Origin of the sequence: Rhizobium grahamii (genome assembly GCF_009498215.1) — a bacterium.
GTDB lineage: Bacteria > Pseudomonadota > Alphaproteobacteria > Rhizobiales > Rhizobiaceae > Rhizobium > Rhizobium grahamii_A.
In genome coordinates this window covers 1,479,116-1,498,667 of sequence record NZ_CP043498.1, presented here as the reverse complement: position 1 = coordinate 1,498,667, position 19,552 = coordinate 1,479,116, and the positions used below count along the sequence as shown (strand labels likewise).

The window sequence follows — 19,552 nt, the reverse complement described above, 5'->3', positions numbered from 1 at the left end:
ATTGTTATTTGGGCGGTTTCTGGTTGAATGGCTTGATGACCGAACGCCTCTCCGACCTTCTTCTCAGCCCCGCCGAAATGGCGGCAGTCGATGCCGCCGCTGCAGAGTCTGGAATGGACAGCTTCGGCTTGATGGCACGTGCCGGTGCAGCCGTCGCTGCTTCCTTTTTGCGCTTTTATCCCGGTGCTGTCCGCGCCGTTGTTCTCTGTGGCCCAGGGAATAATGGGGGCGACGGATACATCGCAGCGCGCTGCCTGGAGGAGACGGGCATCAATGTCGCGGTTTTTCATCTCGGCGATCCCGAAGCCCTGAAGGGCGATGCCGCTCGAGCCCGGCTGGAATGGGCGGGCAGCAGCACGCCGCTCGCGGAATGCGAGCCGCGGCAGGGGGACGTCATCATCGACGCGATCTTTGGGGCCGGGCTTTCCCGCGATGTGGGCGAGGTTGTCGCCGACGTGATCGGGAAAGTCGCCGGTGCATCGCTTCCCGTGCTTGCGATCGATCTTCCCTCTGGGATCGATGGACGCACCGGTTCGGTGCTCGGAGCGGCCTTCAGGGCGGACCGGACGGTCACGTTCATGACGCGCAAGCCCGGCCATCTGCTTCTTCCGGGCCGCGAGTACAGCGGGAATGTCGAGGTGTTCGACATCGGCATCCCCGCGCGGATCATACGTTCGAAGGTCGTCAATCGGCTCGCTGAAAACCGGCCGGAGCGTTGGATCGGCTCGCTGCTCCCGCCGGAACAGGAAACGCACAAATACAAGCGCGGGCACCTTGCGGTCTTTTCCGGCGAGGCCGGGAAGACGGGAGCCGCCCGCATGTCGGCGATGGCCGGGCTGAAGGCGGGCGCGGGCCTTGTGACGATCGCGTCGCCTACCGAGGCGCTCGCGGAAAATGCCGGGCATCTGACGGCCATCATGTTGCATGAGGTCGATGACGAAGCAGCGCTCGAGCTGTGGCTCGAGGATAAGAGACTGCAGACCTTCGTACTCGGTCCGGGCTTCGGCGCTGGTGAGAAGGCACGCCGCTTCGTGGCTGCGCTGCGGGATCGCCATCTGGTGCTGGACGCAGACGGCATTTCCTCTTTCCGCGAGAACCCGGAGGAACTGTTCGCGCTCTTTGCCGATGGGCCGCCTCGCCTTGTGCTGACACCCCATGAAGGGGAATTCGGGCGGCTCTTTCCCGATATTGCCGGAGACGAGACCAAGGGGAAGGTCGACAAAGCGCGAGCGGCTGCCAAGCGTGCCAACGCTGCTATCATCTACAAGGGCGCGGATACGGTGATCGCTTCGCCCGACGGTCGGGCACTGATCAACACCAATGCTCCGGTCTGGCTTGCCACAGCCGGGTCAGGCGACGTGCTCGCCGGGATCGTCGGCGCGGTGATGGCACAGGGTGCGCCTGCCTTCGAGGCTGCGGCCGCGGGCGTCTACCTGCACGGCGAAGCGGGGATGCGCGCAGGCAAGGGGCTGACGGCGGAAGATGTGGTATCGCAGGTGCTTCCCCCCTGACGAGGTCAGGCCGAGACCTTTTCCTGCAAGGCAATTGCGCCGAACGGCGCGTTGACTTTTCCCTCATGAATGATGAAAGCGAAGACGTCGCGGGGTTTCTCCTCGACCTTCCTGTTATCATCGATCAACGACAGATCTTTCGGAACCTTGCCTGCTGCCCATAGATCGAGGCGCTCTGCCCAGGCTTTCAGGTCGGCCTCGGCGTAACAGGTGCGGATATCGTCCGACCCCTTCTGCAGTCGCGTATAGACGAAGTCCGATGTGACATCCGGTATCATCGGATAGTCGAAATGCTCGGCGACCACAGGTGCGACGCCGTACTTCTCAAGCAGTGCCACGAACTCGGGTACCTTGAAGGAGTCATGCCGTACTTCGACGACGTGCCGCAGTGGAAGCCCGTCCTGCTTGGCCGGCAGCAGCTTCAGGAAGGCCTCGAAATCATCGGGGTCGAATTTCTTCGTGGGCGCGAACTGCCAGAGGATCGGGCCGAGGCGATCCCGGAGCTCCGTCAGCCCCTGCGTCAGGAATCGTTCCATCGACTCGCCGGCTTCGGCGAGCACCCGGCGATTGGTCACGAAGCGGCTGGCCTTCAGCGAGAAGATGAAACCATCAGGGACGTCAGCCGCCCATTTCGCGAAGGTCTCGGGTTTCTGCGAGCTGTAATAGGTGCCGTTGACTTCGATGACCTTGAGCTGGCGGCTGGCATAATGCAGCTCGTCCTTCTGCTTCAGGTCCGACGGGAAGAAGTGGTTCCGCCACGGCTCGAATGTCCAGCCGCCGATGCCGACGCGTATGCTGCCTGTCTTGCTCATTGCCATCCTCCCTGCGCCTGTTCAGGCGATCTTCTTTGTCATGTCGACTATGACCCACCCTGGTCTTCGGGAATTGGGACGTCGACCCGTTTCCTGAAAACCGAAGGCCGTATAGATCGCGATGTTCCGTTCCATGCGCGCGTTTGTGTAAAGGCGCAGCTCTGGAAGGTCCCATTCACGCGTCTTGTCTTCGACCCAGCCCAAAATGGTGCGGCCGATACCGCGGCCGTGGTGTGCTGGAGAAACGGCGATACTGAAAAGCATTGCGTGGTCGGCATGCCGCTCCAGCACTGCAAGCCCCACCGCCTCTCCCTCGATATCAAGGAGCCAGGCTTCGCCATCGGCAATTCTCGGCCCATAGTCTTCGGTCATCGGCAGCGGTTCGCCGCCGAAGGCCGAAACGTAGGACTCGTAGGCACTCATCGTGAGACGGCGAACAACCTCTAGATCGGAAGCGTTCGCCTGCCTCAGCATGTCACTCGGCCGCCACCACGGTCTTCTTGGCGGGGCGCCGCTCCAGAAGCTCCTTCAGGAACTGGCCGGTATACGAGCGCTTCTCCTTGACGATCGCCTCCGGCGTACCAGAGGCGACGATCTCGCCGCCACCGTCACCGCCCTCAGGACCGAAGTCGAGCACCCAGTCGGCCGTCTTGATGACTTCGAGATTGTGTTCGATCACCACGACGGAGTTGCCCTGGTTGACGAGCTCATGCAGCATCTCGAGCAGCTTGGCGACGTCGTGGAAGTGAAGACCCGTCGTCGGCTCGTCCAGAATATAGAGCGTGCGTCCGGTCGAGCGCTTCGACAGTTCCTTGGCAAGCTTGACGCGCTGGGCCTCGCCGCCCGACAGCGTATTCGCCTGCTGGCCGACCTTGATGTAGCCGAGGCCGACATCGAAGAGGGCCTGCAGCTTGTCGCGCACGGCCGGCACCGCCGTGAAGAACTCGACGCCTTCCTCGACGGTCATGTCGAGAACGTCGGCAATCGACTTGCCCTTGAAGGTCACATCGAGCGTTTCGCGATTGTAGCGCTTGCCGTGGCAGACGTCGCAGGTGACGTAGACGTCGGGCAGGAAGTGCATCTCGATCTTGATGACGCCATCGCCCTGGCAGGCCTCGCAGCGGCCGCCCTTGACGTTGAAGGAAAACCGGCCGGGCTGGTAGCCGCGCGCCTTTGCCTCCGGCAGGCCCGCAAACCAGTCGCGGATCGGCGTGAAGGCGCCAGTGTAGGTCGCCGGGTTCGATCGCGGCGTGCGTCCGATCGGCGACTGATCGATATCGATCACCTTGTCGATATGCTCGAAGCCGTCGATGCGGTCGTGATCGGCGGGGATTTCGCGCGCGCCCATGACGCGGCGGGCCGCGGACTTGTAGAGTGTCTCGATCAAAAAGGTGGATTTGCCACCGCCGGAAACGCCTGAAACCGCCGTGAAGACGCCGAGCGGGATGGAGGCCGTGACGTTCTTGAGGTTGTTGCCGCGCGCGCCGACGACCTTGATCTCCTTGCCCTTCTTGGGCTTGCGCCGCTCGTCGGGCACGGGAACGCCGAGTTCACCGGACAGGTACTTGCCCGTCAGCGATTTCGGATTGGCCATGATATCCTGCGGCGTGCCGTGGGCAATGACCTGGCCGCCGTGGATGCCTGCCGCAGGGCCGATGTCGACGACATCGTCGGCCTGCAGGATGGCATCCTCGTCATGCTCGACGACGATGACAGTGTTGCCGATGTCGCGCAGATGCTTCAGCGTTTCCAGGAGACGGGCATTGTCTCGCTGGTGCAGACCGATCGACGGCTCGTCGAGAACGTAAAGGACGCCAGTCAGGCCGGAGCCGATCTGCGAGGCAAGACGGATACGCTGGCTCTCGCCGCCCGACAGCGTGCCGGAGTTTCTCGAGAGGCTGAGATATTCAAGGCCGACATCATTGAGGAACCGCAGGCGATCGCGGATCTCCTTGAGAATCCGGACGGCGATCTCGTTCTGCTTGGCGTTAAAGGTCGCCGGCAGAGTCTCGAACCAGTCGCGTGCCACACGGATGGACATCTCCGTGACTTGACCGATGTGCAGCTTGTTGATCTTGACCGCCAGCGCTTCCGGCTTCAGGCGATAGCCGGCGCAGGCCGGGCAGGGCGCCGCCGACATGAAGCGTTCGATCTCCTCGCGCGCCCAGGCGGAATCCGTTTCCTTCCAGCGGCGCTCGAGATTGGGAATGATGCCTTCGAAATTCTTGTGCGTCGTATAGGAGCGGGCGCCATCGGCATAATGGAACTCGACCTTCTCCTCGGTGCCGTTGAGGATGACGTCCTTGGCCTTTTCGGACAGGTCGCTCCAGCGGCTGCCGAGCTTGAAGCCGAAATGCTTGCCGAGGGCTTCGAGCGTCTGGTTGTAATAGGGGGACGACGACTTTGCCCAGGGAGCGAGAGCGCCGTCCCGCAGCGTGCGCTCCGTTTCCGGTACGATGAGATCGGCATCGATCTTCTGCTGCGAGCCAAGCCCGTCGCAGGTCGGGCAGGCGCCCGACGGATTGTTGAACGAGAACAGACGGGGCTCGATCTCGGGAATGGTGAAGCCTGAAACCGGGCAGGCGAACTTCTCCGAGAACAGCACGCGCTCGTGGGTCTCGTTCAGAGACTTGTTGGCGGAACCGCCGGCTGCTGTTTCCTCGACGGGCAACGGCTTGTCGGCAAATTCCGCGACCGCGAGCCCGTCGGCAAGCTTCAACGAGGTTTCAAAGCTGTCGGCCAGCCGCGACGCCATGTCCGGACGCACGACGATACGATCGACGACGACGTCGATGTCATGCTTGTATTTCTTGTCGAGGGTCGGCGCCTCGGCGATCTCATAGAACTGGCCATCGACCTTGACGCGCTGGAAGCCCTTCTTCATCAGCTCGGCCAGCTCTTTCTTATACTCACCCTTGCGGCCGCGTACGAGCGGGGCAAGGATATAGAGCCGCGTACCTTCCGGGAATTCCAGGACGCGATCGACCATCTGGCTGACCGTCTGGCTCTCGATCGGAAGGCCTGTTGCTGGCGAATAGGGGACGCCGACGCGCGCAAACAGCAGGCGCATGTAGTCGTAGATTTCGGTTACGGTGCCGACCGTCGAGCGCGGATTGCGCGAGGTCGTCTTCTGCTCGATCGAGATCGCCGGGGAGAGGCCGTCGATCTGGTCGACGTCGGGCTTCTGCATCATCTCAAGGAACTGGCGTGCATAGGCCGACAGGCTCTCGACATACCGGCGCTGACCTTCGGCGTAGATCGTGTCGAAGGCGAGCGAGGATTTCCCCGAGCCCGACAGGCCGGTCATGACGATCAGCTTGTTGCGCGGCAGGTCTAGATCGATGCCCTTGAGATTATGCTCGCGCGCGCCGCGGATGGAGATCGTCTTCAGTTCGCTCATCGTCTTCTGCTTCTGTGCTGGAACAAGCCCCTTATTTAGTGATGCCGGCTGGCGAGTCGAGGCTGAATGTCCATCTGCTGAGAGGTTTTCGATTCGATTGACAGGATCATAGGGATAAAATAGAACAAATAAAGAACAAATTTCTTTGTGGATGAACCTGTGATGGACGCCCCGGGCGGGAGCTCTATGGTTTAAGGTAGTTCATCGGTTCAAAAGAGCCGCCAGGACGGCGGCAGGCAGGGTGAGAAGTATGGCTGGCAGCGTGAACAAGGTAATTCTGATCGGAAACGTGGGTGCCGACCCGAAATCCGTCGGACGCAGGACGGCCGGCCGATCGCCAACCTCCGGATCGCGACCTCGGAAACCTGGCGCGACCGCAACTCCGGCGAACGCCGCGAAAAGACGGAATGGCATACGGTCGTCGTCTTCAACGAAGGCCTTTGCAAGGTCGTTGAACAGTATGTGAAGAAGGGCGCGAAGCTCTATATCGAAGGTGCGCTGCAGACCCGCAAGTGGCAGGACCAGCAGGGCCAGGATCGGTACTCCACCGAAATCGTTCTGCAGGGCTTCAACTCGACGCTGACGATGCTTGATGGCCGTGGCGAAGGCGGCGGCGCAGGTTCCGGTTACGGCGGTGGCCGCGGCGGCAATGCCGGCGGCAACGACTTCGGTGGCGGCGGTTATGATGACTACGGTTCTCAGCCATCCGGCGGCAGTGGCGGCCGCAGCAGCGGTGGTAGCGGCAGTGGCGGCGGGAACTTCTCGCGCGATCTGGACGACGATATTCCGTTCTGATCGATGCCGATCAAGTGAATGTAAGAGGCGGCGCATCCAGTGGTGCGCCGTTTTCTTTTGATGCCTACAGCGCCGGCGAAATGTTCATCGTGGCCTTGACGCCATCGACAACGAACTGGGTTGCCAGTGCCGCGAGGATGACGCCGAGCAGGCGCGTGAGGATGGCGCGGCCAGTCACTCCCAGGAAGCGATCGAGGCGATCCGCGATCAGGAGCGCCAGGAACATCAGCAACAGGCTGGCGGCAATCACGATGATCAGCTGCGCCCGCTCGAACGAGCCTTGCATCGATCCGGCGATCAGGATCGTGGCGGATATGGCGCCAGGCCCCGAGATCAGCGGAATTGCCAGGGGAAAGACCGAGATGTTGTGAATGTGGTCGACGGTGATCGCTGCGTTGCTGGTCTTTTCCTTGCGGTCCTGGCGCTTCTCGAACACCATTTCGAAGGCGATCCAGAAGAGCAGCAGGCCGCCCGCGATGCGGAACGCGCCGAGCGATATGCCAAGCACCGAAAGCACGCTTGCGCCGAAGAGGGCAAAGACGGCGAGAATGATGAAAGCGATGATCGAGCCGCGTAGCGCGACGTGCTTGCGCTGGCTGCGGCTCATGCCGGCGGTGAGCCCGAGAAAGATCGGCGCCAGGCCTGGCGGGTCGATGGTAACGAGGAGCGTCGTGAACGCGTTGATCAACTGGTCGGCGCTTGCCATCGTCTATCCTTAAACCCATATAGGCGCTTGGTTCTCTCCGATTGTGATGCGCCATTGCCGATTTGGCAAATCGGCGCGCGCCGGAAACGGGCCATATGCCCTCAAAGCCTTGCGCCGCCCTTATTCGACCGCAAAAGACTGTTCAAAACTCCTCGCTAAATTGGCGTGAGAACAGCCTTTCCGCTATAAATCTTCAAGTGATTCTAGAAGAGATCGTGATCCGTTTTGACTGAGCAAACACCCCCGGCGGCGGGAAGCTCCCGCCAGGCATCGAGCCCATCTCCATCATGGAGGAAATGCAGCGGTCGTATCTCGATTACGCGATGAGCGTCATCGTCAGCCGAGCGTTGCCGGATGTTCGTGATGGCCTGAAGCCCGTGCATCGGCGCATCCTCTACGGCATGTCCGAGCTCGGCATCGACTGGAACAAGAAATACGTCAAATGCGCCCGCGTAACCGGGGACGTGATGGGTAAATACCATCCGCACGGCAACTCGGCGATCTACGATGCGCTGGCGCGCATGGCGCAAGACTGGTCTCTTCGCCTGCCGCTGATCGATGGCCAAGGCAACTTCGGCTCCGTCGACGGCGACCCGCCGGCGGCCGAACGCTACACCGAATGCCGTCTGGAAAAGGCCGCGCACTCGCTGCTCGACGACCTCGACAAGGAAACCGTCGATTTCCGCGACAACTATGACGGCACGCTCTCGGAGCCCGTGGTCGTTCCGGCCAAATTCCCGAACCTTCTGGTCAACGGGGCAGGCGGTATCGCTGTCGGCATGGCGACGAACATTCCGCCGCACAATCTCGGCGAAGTGATCGACGGCTGTATCGCATTGATCGACAATCCGGCAATCGAACTGCACGAGATCATGGAGATCATTCCAGGTCCGGATTTTCCGACCGGCGCCAAGATCCTCGGTCGTTCCGGTATTCGCTCGGCCTACGAAACCGGTCGCGGCTCCGTCATCATGCGTGGCGTCGCCACCATCGAGCCGATGCGCGGCGACCGCGAGCAGATCATCATCACCGAGATCCCGTATCAGGTGAACAAGTCGACGATGATCGAGAAGATGGCCGAACTGGTGCGCGACAAGCGTATCGAGGGCATCTCCGACCTGCGCGACGAATCCGATCGCCAGGGCTATCGCGTGGTCGTCGAGCTGAAGCGCGACGCCAATGCGGACGTGATCCTGAACCAGCTTTACCGCTACACGCCGCTGCAGACCTCCTTCGGCTGCAACATGGTGGCGCTGAACGGCGGCAAGCCGGAACAGCTGCAGCTGCTCGACATGCTGCGCGCTTTCGTGTCGTTCCGCGAGGAAGTCGTTAGCCGGAGAACGAAATTCCTGCTGCGCAAGGCGCGCGAGCGCGCCCACGTCTTGGTCGGTCTGGCGATCGCTGTCGCCAACATCGATGAGATTATCCGCACGATCCGGCAGGCACCGGATCCGCAGACCGCACGCGAACAGTTGATGACGCGCCGCTGGCCGGCGCATGACGTCGAAAGCCTTATCCGGCTGATCGACGACCCGCGCCACCGCATCAACGAGGACATGACGTACAACCTCTCGGAAGAGCAGGCGCGCGCCATCCTCGAGTTGCGCCTCGCTCGTCTGACCGCTCTCGGCCGCGACGAAATTGGCGACGAACTCAACAAGATCGGCGAGGAGATCAAGGATTACCTCGAGATACTGTCGTCGCGTGTCCGTATCCAGACGATCGTCAAGGAAGAACTTGCCGCCGTTCGCGACGAGTTCGGCACGCCGCGCCGCACCGAGATCATGGACGGCGGTCTCGAGATGGACGATGAAGATCTCATCGCCCGCGAAGACATGGTCGTGACCGTCTCGCATCTTGGCTACATCAAGCGCGTTCCGCTTGCGACCTACCGCGCGCAGCGCCGCGGCGGCAAGGGCCGCTCGGGCATGACCACACGTGACGAGGACTTTGTTAGCCAGCTATTCGTTTTGAATACGCATACGCCGGTTCTGTTCTTCTCGTCGCGCGGTATCGTCTACAAGGAGAAGGTCTACCGCCTGCCGATCGGCACGCCGACGTCACGTGGCAAGGCGCTGATCAATATGCTGCCGCTGGAACCCGGCGAGCGCATCACCACCGTGCTGCCTCTGCCCGAGGACGAGGACAGCTGGGACAAGCTCGACGTCATGTTCTCGACGACGCGCGGCACTGTCCGCAGAAACAAGCTCAGCGACTTCGTCCAGGTCAATCGCAACGGCAAGATCGCGATGAAGCTCGAGGAGGAGGGCGACGAAATCCTCTCGGTCGAAACCTGCACGGAGCATGACGACGTGCTGCTGACCACGGCGCTCGGCCAGTGCATCCGCTTCCCGGTCGACGATGTGCGTGTCTTTGCGGGTCGTAACTCGATCGGCGTGCGCGGCATCAACCTTGCCGATGGCGACCGCATTATCTCGATGACGATCGTCGGGCATGTCGATGCCGAGCCATGGGAGCGTGCGGCCTATCTGAAGCGCTCTGCTGCCGAGCGGCGTGCAACCGGAATTGACGAAGAGGATATCGCTCTTGTCGGCGAAGAAGTCACCGAAGAGGGACAACTGCCTGACGAGCGCTACGAAGAGCTGAAGGCGCGTGAGCAGTTCGTTCTGACCGTGTCCGTAAAGGGCTTCGGAAAGCGCTCCTCCTCCTACGACTTCCGCATTTCCGGCCGCGGCGGCAAGGGTATCCGTGCAACGGATACGTCGAAGACGTCAGAGATCGGCGAACTCGTCGCTGCGTTCCCTGTTGCCGATGGCGATCAGATCATGCTCGTCTCGGATGGCGGACAGCTCATTCGCGTGCCGGTTGGCGGCATTCGTATCGCCAGCCGCGCGACCAAGGGCGTCACGATCTTCGCGACTGCGAAGGACGAGAAGGTCGTCTCGGTCGAGCGTATCAGCGAGCCGGATGACGAAAGCGGCGACGCAGAGAACGGCGACGAAAATGCTGCTCCGGCAGGCGAAGAGACGCCTGATACCGAGGCTTGATCTGACAGGGCGGTAACGCCGTCAGCGATTAAATAGAGGCCCGGAGCGAGCGTCGTTCCGGGCCTCTTTCGTTGGCGGTTTGGGATGATCTTACGTTAAGCGAATTGGAGCGTCGTGAGTGCTCAAGAAGGCACAAAGGCCGTTCTATCTTATTGAATCTACACATAGGGCTTTCGGAAAATCGATTCCGATCTCGGGCCGATACTGTGCCAGCCTTCCTCCGACCTCGATCAGAAGTTCCTGGCGTCTATTGACCGGGCAGCCCATCCAGCGTCGGGATATCCTCGAGCAACGGATCCCAATCCGCCCGACTGGCGAAGCAGATGTGTGCCGTCGGACGAACCGGCACGGGGCCGTCCAGGCTCCCTGCTGGTACGACGATAAAGCCATCCGCCTGTGCGCTCGGCAGAGCTGAACCACATTCGGTGCAGAAGCTTCTTTCATGTCTGGTTTCGGGAAGGCGGTAAGTCCTGACGCGGTCGCTTCCGGATATCCAATTCAGCCGACCGTTCGGGGAAAAGAGATTGGCCGCATGCGAAGAGCCGGTGTCCTTGCGACACCGTCCACAGTGGCAGAGAAAGAACGCTGCGAACTCTCCCGAGACCTCAAACCGAACGGTGCCGCACAGGCAGCTGCCGGCATGTATTTCATCCATGATGTGTTCTCCAACCCAATGCTGGCGAACATCAAGCGGTCATGCTCGATTGTAAAGTGTTATGCGCCTGGGATGCCGGGGGCCGCACCATCTATTGGTGGCGGCACCATTCGGAATCAAGAAGGCCGCATCAGGGATGCGGCCTTCAAGAGGGTTCGGACGTTCGATGTCCTGATCAGCTCAGGCGACCCGCCGCGTGGGCGAGCATCGTGTAGACCTTGCCGGTGTCCGACGTCAGGTAGGACTGGGTGATGGTCTTGTCGCGGTCGGTGCGGGCGACGTCGGCGAGCAGCTTTTCGAAATCGGCGATGTAGCGGTTCACGGCCGTGCGGAATTCGGGCTCGCGGTCGTACTTGTGCTTGATCTCGTCGAAGGTCTGCTGGCCCTTCAGCGTATAGAGCCGACGGGTGAAGACGTCGCGCTCGCCGCGCTGGTAGCGACGCCACAGATCGACGGACGCCTCATGGTCGATTGCCCGGGCGATATCCACCGAAAGCGAGTTCAGCGATTCGACGACGTGGCGCGGATTGCGGCTGTCGGCGGTGCGCGGTGCTGCAGCAACAGCCGGCGCTTCCGGCTTCGGCGCTGCCGGCTGACGCGCTGCAGTGTCTTCCGCTGCATCTTCACGCGAGGCGCCGCGCAGCAGATCGCTGATCCAGCCGCCGGAAGCGGGTGGTGCGGAGACCGGCGGGCGAGGTGCCTGCTGTGCCGGGACCGGCGCGGAGGTGGTCGGCGTCAGCGTGCCGCGAAGGCCGAAGCTCTCGATGGCGCTGGGGGCAACGGGAGCAGGAGCCGCAGGAACCGGTGCGGCCTGTTGCAGCTGCGGCTGCGGCTGTGGTTGCTGCAGTGGCGCCTGCTGGCTGATGGCCGGTTGCGTCGGACGCGGTGCCGCTGCCTGGGGTGCCGGAGCAGGGGCCGGTGCGGCTACGCGCGGTGCAGGTTCCGAGATTTCCAGCTGCTGCGTGGAGCGGCCGACAATCTGCGAAATGTCCTGCAGTGCCTTGATCTGCTCGGCAACGGCGCGGCGCATGGCGGCCGCGCTTTCCTTGGCTTCCTCGGGAAGATCGAAAGCGCCGCGCTTCAACTCGCCGCGCGTCATATCGAGTTCCTTGCGGATATCGCCGGCCGAGCGGCGAATTTCCTCGGTTGCGCCGGCAAAGCGCGAGACGGCTTCGTCGACGGCTTCGCGCAGCGATTCGCGGAGATGCTGGGCGGCGTTGTCGGATGTGCGGCCTGCTTCGCCGAACATGCGCTCGACGTCCGACAGGGAGGCCGTCAGGCCGCCGCGCAGACGGTTGGCGAGTTCGCCGGAGCGACGTTCGGCATTGCCGAAGGCGCTATCGATCGTGCTGTTGGCGTCTTCGCTGGCCTGGGTGACAGCGCTGCGCATCGTTTCGGCGGCTTCTGCGGCGCGCTTTTCGGCATCGCTGAGCACGGTGCCGATATCGGCGAAGGAAGACTGCACGCTCTGACGCAGATTGCCGCTCAGCTGACTAGACCGCTGTTCGGCGCGCTCGAATGCCGATTCGACCATGCTGCCGAGGGCGCGCATCGTCTTTTCGATGTCTTCCGACCGCTGGACGAGACCGACCGAGAGGTTCTGCAGCGCGGACTCGCGATCCTCGAGCGTCGAAACCAGGTTCGATTGCGCCGCGGCGAGCAGGCCGGAAGCCTGGGTGAGGACCTTGGAATGTTCGTCAAACCGGCCGATGATGCTTCCGACCTGTGACAGCGTCTGGCCCGAAATGTCGGAAAGGCGGTCAACCTTGCCTTCGAGAAGGCGTGTGGAGGCCGCGACCATTTCGGCCGCTCTGGACGCGGAGTCGGTGAAGCGTGATGTCGTGTCGCCAAGGCGGGTATCGACAGCCGTCAGATCCTCGGCGGCGCGGCTCATCATCTGGCCCATTGCGGCGCTGTTGTCGCTCAGGCGCTCGATCAGGCGGTTGACGTTGCTGAGCAGGCTGTTCTCGACCGCGTCCACGGCGGATGCCGCGCGTTCGGTGCGCGCCGTCAGGGCATCCATCAATGCCGTGTTTTCGGCGCGGAGGCGATCCGTGCTCTGCTGTGCGGCAGATGTGATCTGAGCGGCGGCTTCCCTGCCGGTATCGGCGTAGCGGTCGATCAGCGGACGTGCCGTCTCCTCGATGATGCGGGAAAGCTCGGTGGAGCGGCCTGCGAGCATCGAGTTCAGCTCTCTCGTGCGTTCGTCGAGCGCAGAGCGGATCGAGGTGCCGCGTGCCTCCAGTGCCTTGTCGACATCGGCGAGCGTCGTCGTGATTTCGCGGCTGCGCTCTTCCATGGCGCTGCGGATTGCCTCGCCGCGTGCCTCGAGCGCGCGGTCGACATCCGCCATGGTCGTGGCGATTTCGTTGCTGGCCGTCGAGATGGTCGAGCGGATATCGCTGCCATGGCTTTCGAAGGTCGACTGGGCGTCGCTAAGCGCCCGCGAGATGGCGCCGACCTGGCCGCTGACCAGCGTTTCTGCTTCGGCCACCTTGTTGATGATCGCGTTGCCGGCTTCGGAGAAGGTCTGTGCGACTGCCGCGGCTTGGCTCGCAAGGCGGTTCTGCGCCTCGGATACACGATGGACGATCTGCTCGGAGCGGGCGTCCATTGCGTGGGCGAATTCGTTGCTCTTCGCGGCGAGGCCCTCGGCAAACTCCTGGCCGGTCTGGCTGAGAGCCGAGGCCGAGCGCGAGGCTTCCTCGTTCATGCCGAGCGTTGCGTCGGCAACGGCGCTGCGCAGCGACGATGCAAGCCCGGCGGCCTTGCCTTCGATCGTCTTGTTGACGGCATCGAGGCCAATGGTGAGCGCCCGGTCCATGGTGGACAGGCGTTCTTCGATGTGCGCGCCGCCACGTTCCATGGCGTCGCCGATGGTCGTTGCGCGGGTGTCGATACCGGCGACCAGATTTGCAGCGCGGTTGTCGATTTCGGCCGCCAGATTGGCAGTGCGTTCGTCGACGGCGCTGGTGAGCCTGGAAACGCTGTTGTCCAAGGTCGCGGCGATGCGGTGGTTGGCGTCATCGCCGAGCGTGCCGAGGCGCGAAATGCCGTCGGACAGCGTCTCGGAGAGCTTCTCTCCGGCTGCATCGACCTGCTGTGTGATACCGCCGACGCCGTCGCGAATGCGGTTTTCGAGCGAGTTGAGGCTTGTTTCGACGCGGGAGCCGGTTTCCGCAAAGCGGTCGGTCATTCCGCCGATCGAGCGGTCGAGATCGGCAGCGAAATCCTGTGTCGAGCGCGAGATCGCACCGGCTGCATCCTGAAAGCGTCCGGCGAGTTCGCCGCTGCTATCCCGCAGGCGGTTTTCGAGCGCCTGGGCGCTTGTGTCGATCGTCTGGCGAAGCGATGCCTCGCGATCTTCGAGCGACATTTCGAGCATGCTGACGCTGGTGGCGATGGATGCGCCGATCGTCGTGGCCTGGTCGCTCAGCGTGTCGTTGAGCTGTGCCTGTGCCTCGTTCAGCGTGACGTTGATCGCCTGGGTGCGGTCGTCGAGCGTCGCGCGGATGCGGTCGTGAGCGGAATGCAGCCCCTCTTCGATGCGTGTCGTCGCGTTGCCGGTCAATGCCTCGAAGCGATCGACTGCCGAGGCGAGGCCGCCTTCCAGCCGGTTGGTGCTGCTCGACAGCGTGCCGGTGAGGTGCGACGCGTGATCTACCAGCGAACGCTCGAGACGCTCCTGGTTTTCGACGTAGGCGCTGCGGATTTCGTCGACCTTGTCGGCAAAGGCGCCCGCAACGCGCGCTTCGGCACCGGCGACGGAGCCGAGCAGTGCATTGGTGCGGGTCTCCAGCGCGTCGTCGAAGCGGCTCTGGCTGTCCTCGAAGGAGATCGCGAGAGACATTGCCTTTTCAGCGAGCGTATCCGCCAGCTTGTCGTGCACATCGGCGATCGCGTTGGTGATCGAGCTGCCGCGATGCGTAAGCGTTTCCTCGATCCGGCCGTGGCTCTCGTCCAGCGACGCAGCAAGTGCCGCAGCGCGGTCGCCAAGCGTCCGCTCGATGCGGTCGTGGCCGCTGGAGAGCGAGCTTGCGATGCTGTCGGCATGATGGCCGAGCGTGTCTTCTATACGCGTGTGGCTCTCGTTGAGAGAAATGGCGAGGCCCATCGCCCGCTCGTCGAGCACGTCGGCGAGCTTGCTTTGGCCGGCAGCCAGCGATCCGGAGATGCTGTCGGCCTGATGCGCCAAGGTTTCTTCGAGACGGCTGTGGCTCTCGTTGAGAGAGATCGCGAGCGCCATCGTCTTCTCGTCGAGCGCGTCGTTCAGCTTCTCCTGGCCGGCAGCGAGCGACTGAGCGATAGCCTGCGCATGCGTGGAAAGCGTTTCGTCGATCTGGCCCCGGCTGTCGCGAAGCGAGCTCGCGAAGGCCGCTGTCTTCTCGTCCAGATTTTCCGTGAGGCGGGCGTGGCTCTTGTCGATGCTGTTGGCGATCGCATCGGCGCGCGAGCCGATGGTCTGCTCGAAGCGGCTCTGGCTTTCATTGAGCGAGATGGCAAGCGCCATCGCCTTGTCGTCCATCGCCTCGGCCAGGCGTTCGTGGCTGCCAGCGATCGCATTGGTGATCGCGTCGGCGCGCGATCCGAAGGTGGCTTCAAAGCGGTTCTGGCTCTCGTTGAGAGAGACGGCAAAGGCCATTGCCTTGTCGTCCAGGGTCTCGGCGAGGCGGTCGTGACCGGTCGCAATCGAGTTGGCGATCGCGTCGGCGCGCGAACCAAGCGTTTCCTCGAAGCGGTTCTGGCTTTCGTCGAGCGAGATGGCGAATGCCATGGCCCTGTCATCCAGGGTTTCGGCGAGGCGGTCGTGGCCGGCAGAGATCGAGTTCGCGATCGCGTCGGCGCGCGAGCCGAGGGTTTCCTCGAGGCGGCTCTGGGTCTCGTTCAGGGAGATGGCAAGCGCCATTGCCTTGTCATCAAGCGTATCCGCAAGACGATCATGCGTGCCAGTGACCGCGTTGATGAGGGCTTCCGAGCGCTGCGCCAATGTGCTTTCGAAGCGCTCATGGTTGTCCGCGAGTGCGCCGACGAGGGCGTCACCGCGCGTGGACATCACGCCATCGATGCGCTCATGCGCGGAGTCCAGCGCATGGGTGATGTCGCCGGCACGCTTCGAAATCATGGTATTCAGTTCGTCGGCGCGACCGAAGGCAGAGGTGATCTGCTCGGTGCCGGCGGAAACAGCCGAACTCAGATCCGACGTCGTCGACAGCAGAGTATCGCGGAATTCGGAGGCGCGGGCCGCAAGGTTGTTGTGCAGCTCTGAGGTGCCGGATGCCAGCGCCAGCGAGATTTCGGACGAGGCGTGGGAGAGGGCCGAGGTCATCTCCGCCGTGCGCGTGCCGATCGCGGTCGCGACTTCGTCGACCTTGCCGGAGAGCGAGCTTTCGAGAACTTCCTGGCCGGTCGCCAGCGCCGTCGTCAGGGCGAAGGACTGATCGGTCAGCGAGGCGCTGATTTTCTCGATGCTGGAGCTCAGGATGTCGTTCAGCGAGTCCGAATTGCCGCTCAACGTATCGTTGATACGGTTCAGGCTTTCCATGAGCTTGGTGTCGAGCGTTCCGGCGCGCTTGTCGAAGGCGTTCGCGAACTCGGCGACGCGATCGTCGAACGATGTCGACAGCTGCGCCACGGTCGCCTGCAGGCGCTCGTCGAAGAATCCCGAGCGCAGGTCGAGGTCCATGATCGTGTCATCAACGCTGGACTGAAGGCTCTGGCGGAAGGTCGTGCCGCGTTCGTCGAGTGCGTTGTTCAGCTTGGCGAGAACGTCGTCGAGCGAGCTGGTGATCGTCCGTTCGCCGCCAGTCAGGCTGTCGTTGATTTCGCGGGTCCGGGCAATCAGGATCTCGTTCAGCTGGCGCGCACGGTCGTTGAGGGCCGCGTTGAGCTTCTCGGCGTTGTTGTCCATGGTGGACGCACGCGTTTCGAACTGGCTGAGGATCTGGTCGCCGCGGTCGCTGAGGCTTGATGTCAGCGATTCCAGGCGTGTGTCGAATTCGTTGGCGAGCGCAAAGCCCGAGGATGTCAGTGTCTGAAGCAGCGAGTCGGTCTTGGCGGCAAGCAGCGTGCCGAGCGACTGGATCGCAGCCTCCGACTTCTCGGTAATCGCGGCAGCGCGCGTGTCGATCATCGACGCGAAGGCTTCACCGGAGGTCGAAAGGCGGACGGCAATTTCTTCCGTGGCAAGCGAGAGGTCTTCGCGCAGCTGGTCGTGGACGCCGACGATTGAGGTGCGGATGCGCTCGGCGTGGTTGACGATCGCCTCGCGCTCGGAGCCGAGCTCATGAACCAGGCCGCGCACACGCAGTTCGTTGTCGGCGTAGCTGCGCTCCAGCGCGTTGACTTCGGAGTGGACCAGGGTTTCCAGCTCGGAAGCGCGCGCGATGGTGCGCTCGATGCCTTCGTTCATCGCCGAAACTTCTCGGCGGACGGCCTGGCCGACGGTCATGATGCGCTCGGACGCGATCGTTTCCGGTTCGGAGAGGCGCAGGGCGACTTCCGCCATGGACCGCGCCGCGTTGCGCATGTCCTGCGCACGGGACATCATGATCGCGAAGGCGTAGAACAGCAGGACCGGAACGATGATGCCGATCATGCCGGCAATGACGCCCGGAAGGGCGAGGAGATCGGCGAGCGAGCGAATCTGCCAGATGTGCGGCGAGTAGAGCAGCGCCATCAGCCCGAGGCCGGCAACCACCCACAGAAGCGAGACGATCGTGGCGTTGCGAAGGGCAGGGCGCGTGGAACCGTTGTCGAGAGACTTCAGCAGCGAGGCGGGGCTGATGCGATTGCCGTCATTGGCCGCGAAGGACGGCGCGCGTGATCCCTGTTCGGCGGGACGGGCGGCAGCCGCGCCGTTGCGCTGGCGTTTCGGCTCTTCCTTGCTCTGCGAACTACGAGGGCTGGACTTCTCAGACACGTTTGCCTCCGGGGCGTCGGGCTTTTTGTTTCTAAGAGACGGCGCATTGTCTTCTTCGAAGTCGATCTGGAGGGCTTCGTCCAAAGCCTTGAACGCCTTGTCCTCGATCGATTCGTTGTACTTGTTATTCGCCATTCCGTTACGCCTCGTTACATCTCAGCCGGTTTATAACTCACCCGGGTTTCCGCCACCCCGAGCCAAACCTTCGCCTCTGAGCTTGGCCGCCCTCGGAAAGGGCGGATAAGCATATCATTTCAGAGTGGATAGCTGCTTTTCCAAACAGACGGTATCAAAACATTACCATTATCCACTTGGCGAGCAAAGGTATGCACCACAGAGCTCGCCCAGCCGTACCGTAGTGACACATCCGCCGCCCGTAGACAATTAACGCATCCGGTTGAATCCCTCGATATTAAGTGTTCATTAAGGATGAACTCGGCCATCCAAGCGCCAAAAACCAAGGCTTTGGGAATGTTTAACGTGCGTTAACCATAACAAGAGAAATCGGCGCCCGAAGCCGCCGCTTTTAACGTGATCGCCAGCCTCCACCGACAATAATCCATGTCAGAACCCGGGACGACCACGGAGATATCGGCACATGGCAGCAGTTGGAATTGCATTCGCGGCGCCCGACAATTGCAAGGGACCGGCGCCTTCGCAGCAGCGGCCGGTGGATCTCGTTCATCTGGCCAACCAGACGATGGGCGACAAGTCGCTTGAATTGGAAGTGCTGCAGATGTTCGCGCGACAGGCGCGCGCCTGCCTGCATGAGATGTCGAGCGGCGACGCCAATGCGGTCGTCAGCGCGGCGCATCGGTTGAAGGGTGCTGCCGGTGCCGTCGGCGCGTTTCGCGTCCAGCAGGCCGCCGAGTTGCTCGAGGGCAATTGCGGCGACGCGGCAAGCATGGCAGCCGTTGGGGTGGCCGTGATCGAGGCAGAAAATTTCATTTTGAAACTCAGCCGCTGAGTGCTGGGAGGCAAACGACATGGCCCGCTGTTCCATTCCAGGACAGCGGGTCTTTTTATGGTCAGCGCGGTGGCGCATTCTGACAAGCGTGTCGCTTCCAAATCTGGGATGACAGCGGTGGGCCTGTCGATGTTGACTGCCTCGCTGAATTGTTGGAAGTAAATTCATACCCTCTCATTGACAAATACCGGAAACCACCATGCCCAAACTGACCATTGTCGCTTTTGACGGCACGCGCTTTGACCTCGATGTCGATCAGGGATCGACCGTTATGGAAAATGCCGTGCGAAACTCGGTGCCGGGCATCGAAGCCGAATGCGGCGGCGCCTGTGCCTGCGCAACCTGTCATGTCTATGTCGACGAAGAGTGGACCGAACGCGTCGGCCCGCCTGAGGCGATGGAAGAAGACATGCTCGATTTCGCCTTCGACGTGCGCCCGACGTCGCGCCTCTCCTGTCAGATCAGAATGAAGGCTGCGCTTGACGGCCTCACCGTTCACGTTCCGGAACGCCAGGCCTGACGCCAGACAAAAAAAGCCTCGCTTGCCGTAAGACGAGCGAGGCGAGGTAGGCGCATTACCTACGGACGAGGGAGGATCATCCGCGGCTTCGCAACGCGCCAGGAGAACCCAGGAACGAAAGTTCGGACTAACGGAGTTGAACTTTCGAATGTCTGAATATTAGCGCGTTATGTTGGATTTAGCTAGGGTGAGAAATCACCAGTAAATGGCTGGGGCCACGGGGTTTCTTCACAGTTTTTGTTGTGCGGCTATTGTTCGC

General features: G+C 62.3%; 9 protein-coding genes and 2 pseudogenes. 5 read left to right on the top strand and 6 right to left on the bottom strand.

Annotation, left to right across the window (positions count from 1 at the left end; all coding sequences use genetic code 11):
• Positions 1–35 precede the first annotated feature (35 nt).
• A complete protein-coding gene (locus tag FZ934_RS07415) occupies positions 36–1,511 on the top strand; it encodes an NAD(P)H-hydrate dehydratase (protein ID WP_153270536.1) in 1,476 nt (491 codons plus the stop codon).
• Positions 1,512–1,516: 5 nt separating this feature from the next.
• On the opposite strand, the gene FZ934_RS07410 is transcribed toward FZ934_RS07415, so the two are convergent.
• From FZ934_RS07410 to uvrA, 3 genes are read right to left on the bottom strand one after another with little or no spacing between them, the layout of a single operon-like run.
• Complete coding sequence (locus tag FZ934_RS07410; RefSeq protein ID WP_153270535.1) at positions 1,517–2,323, bottom strand: DUF72 domain-containing protein; 807 nt, start codon at positions 2,321–2,323, stop codon at positions 1,517–1,519.
• 21 nt (positions 2,324–2,344) lie between these two features.
• On the bottom strand, positions 2,345–2,797 hold the full coding sequence (locus FZ934_RS07405) for a GNAT family N-acetyltransferase (protein ID WP_153270534.1): 453 nt from the start codon (positions 2,795–2,797) through the stop codon (positions 2,345–2,347).
• 1 nt (position 2,798) lies between these two features.
• Positions 2,799–5,723: an excinuclease ABC subunit UvrA gene (gene uvrA / locus FZ934_RS07400; protein WP_153270533.1), complete on the bottom strand. Its 2,925-nt coding sequence runs from the start codon at positions 5,721–5,723 to the stop codon at positions 2,799–2,801.
• Between the two features lie 250 nt (positions 5,724–5,973).
• Between uvrA and FZ934_RS07395 the strand changes: the two are divergent.
• Positions 5,974–6,518: pseudogene (locus tag FZ934_RS07395) on the top strand (single-stranded DNA-binding protein).
• 64 nt (positions 6,519–6,582) lie between these two features.
• Here FZ934_RS07395 and FZ934_RS07390 read toward each other — a convergent pair.
• The gene (locus tag FZ934_RS07390) at positions 6,583–7,224 is read right to left on the bottom strand and encodes a MarC family protein (protein ID WP_153270532.1); all 642 of its coding nucleotides are present in this window, start codon (positions 7,222–7,224) and stop codon (positions 6,583–6,585) included.
• Between the two features lie 225 nt (positions 7,225–7,449).
• On the opposite strand from FZ934_RS07390, the pseudogene gyrA reads away from it, so the two are divergent.
• A pseudogene (gyrA, locus tag FZ934_RS07385) lies at positions 7,450–10,232 on the top strand (DNA gyrase subunit A).
• A 247-nt stretch (positions 10,233–10,479) separates the two neighbouring features.
• On the opposite strand, the gene FZ934_RS07380 reads toward gyrA, so the two are convergent.
• Together FZ934_RS07380 and FZ934_RS07375 are read right to left on the bottom strand one after the other, a co-directional pair.
• Positions 10,480–10,887, bottom strand: coding sequence for a GFA family protein (locus tag FZ934_RS07380; protein WP_153270530.1), 408 nt, complete (start codon positions 10,885–10,887; stop codon positions 10,480–10,482).
• A 175-nt stretch (positions 10,888–11,062) separates the two neighbouring features.
• Positions 11,063–17,941, bottom strand: a complete 6,879-nt coding sequence (locus FZ934_RS07375) for a hypothetical protein (RefSeq protein ID WP_153270529.1) — start codon at positions 17,939–17,941, stop codon at positions 11,063–11,065.
• A 463-nt stretch (positions 17,942–18,404) separates the two neighbouring features.
• Between FZ934_RS07375 and FZ934_RS07370 the strand changes: the two genes are divergently transcribed.
• Positions 18,405–18,773, top strand: coding sequence for an Hpt domain-containing protein (locus FZ934_RS07370; RefSeq protein ID WP_153270528.1), 369 nt, complete (start codon positions 18,405–18,407; stop codon positions 18,771–18,773).
• A 199-nt stretch (positions 18,774–18,972) separates the two neighbouring features.
• Entirely contained in the window at positions 18,973–19,293 is a 321-nt protein-coding gene (locus FZ934_RS07365) for a 2Fe-2S iron-sulfur cluster-binding protein (RefSeq protein WP_018900544.1), read from the top strand.
• The last annotated feature ends 259 nt before the right edge of the window (positions 19,294–19,552 follow it).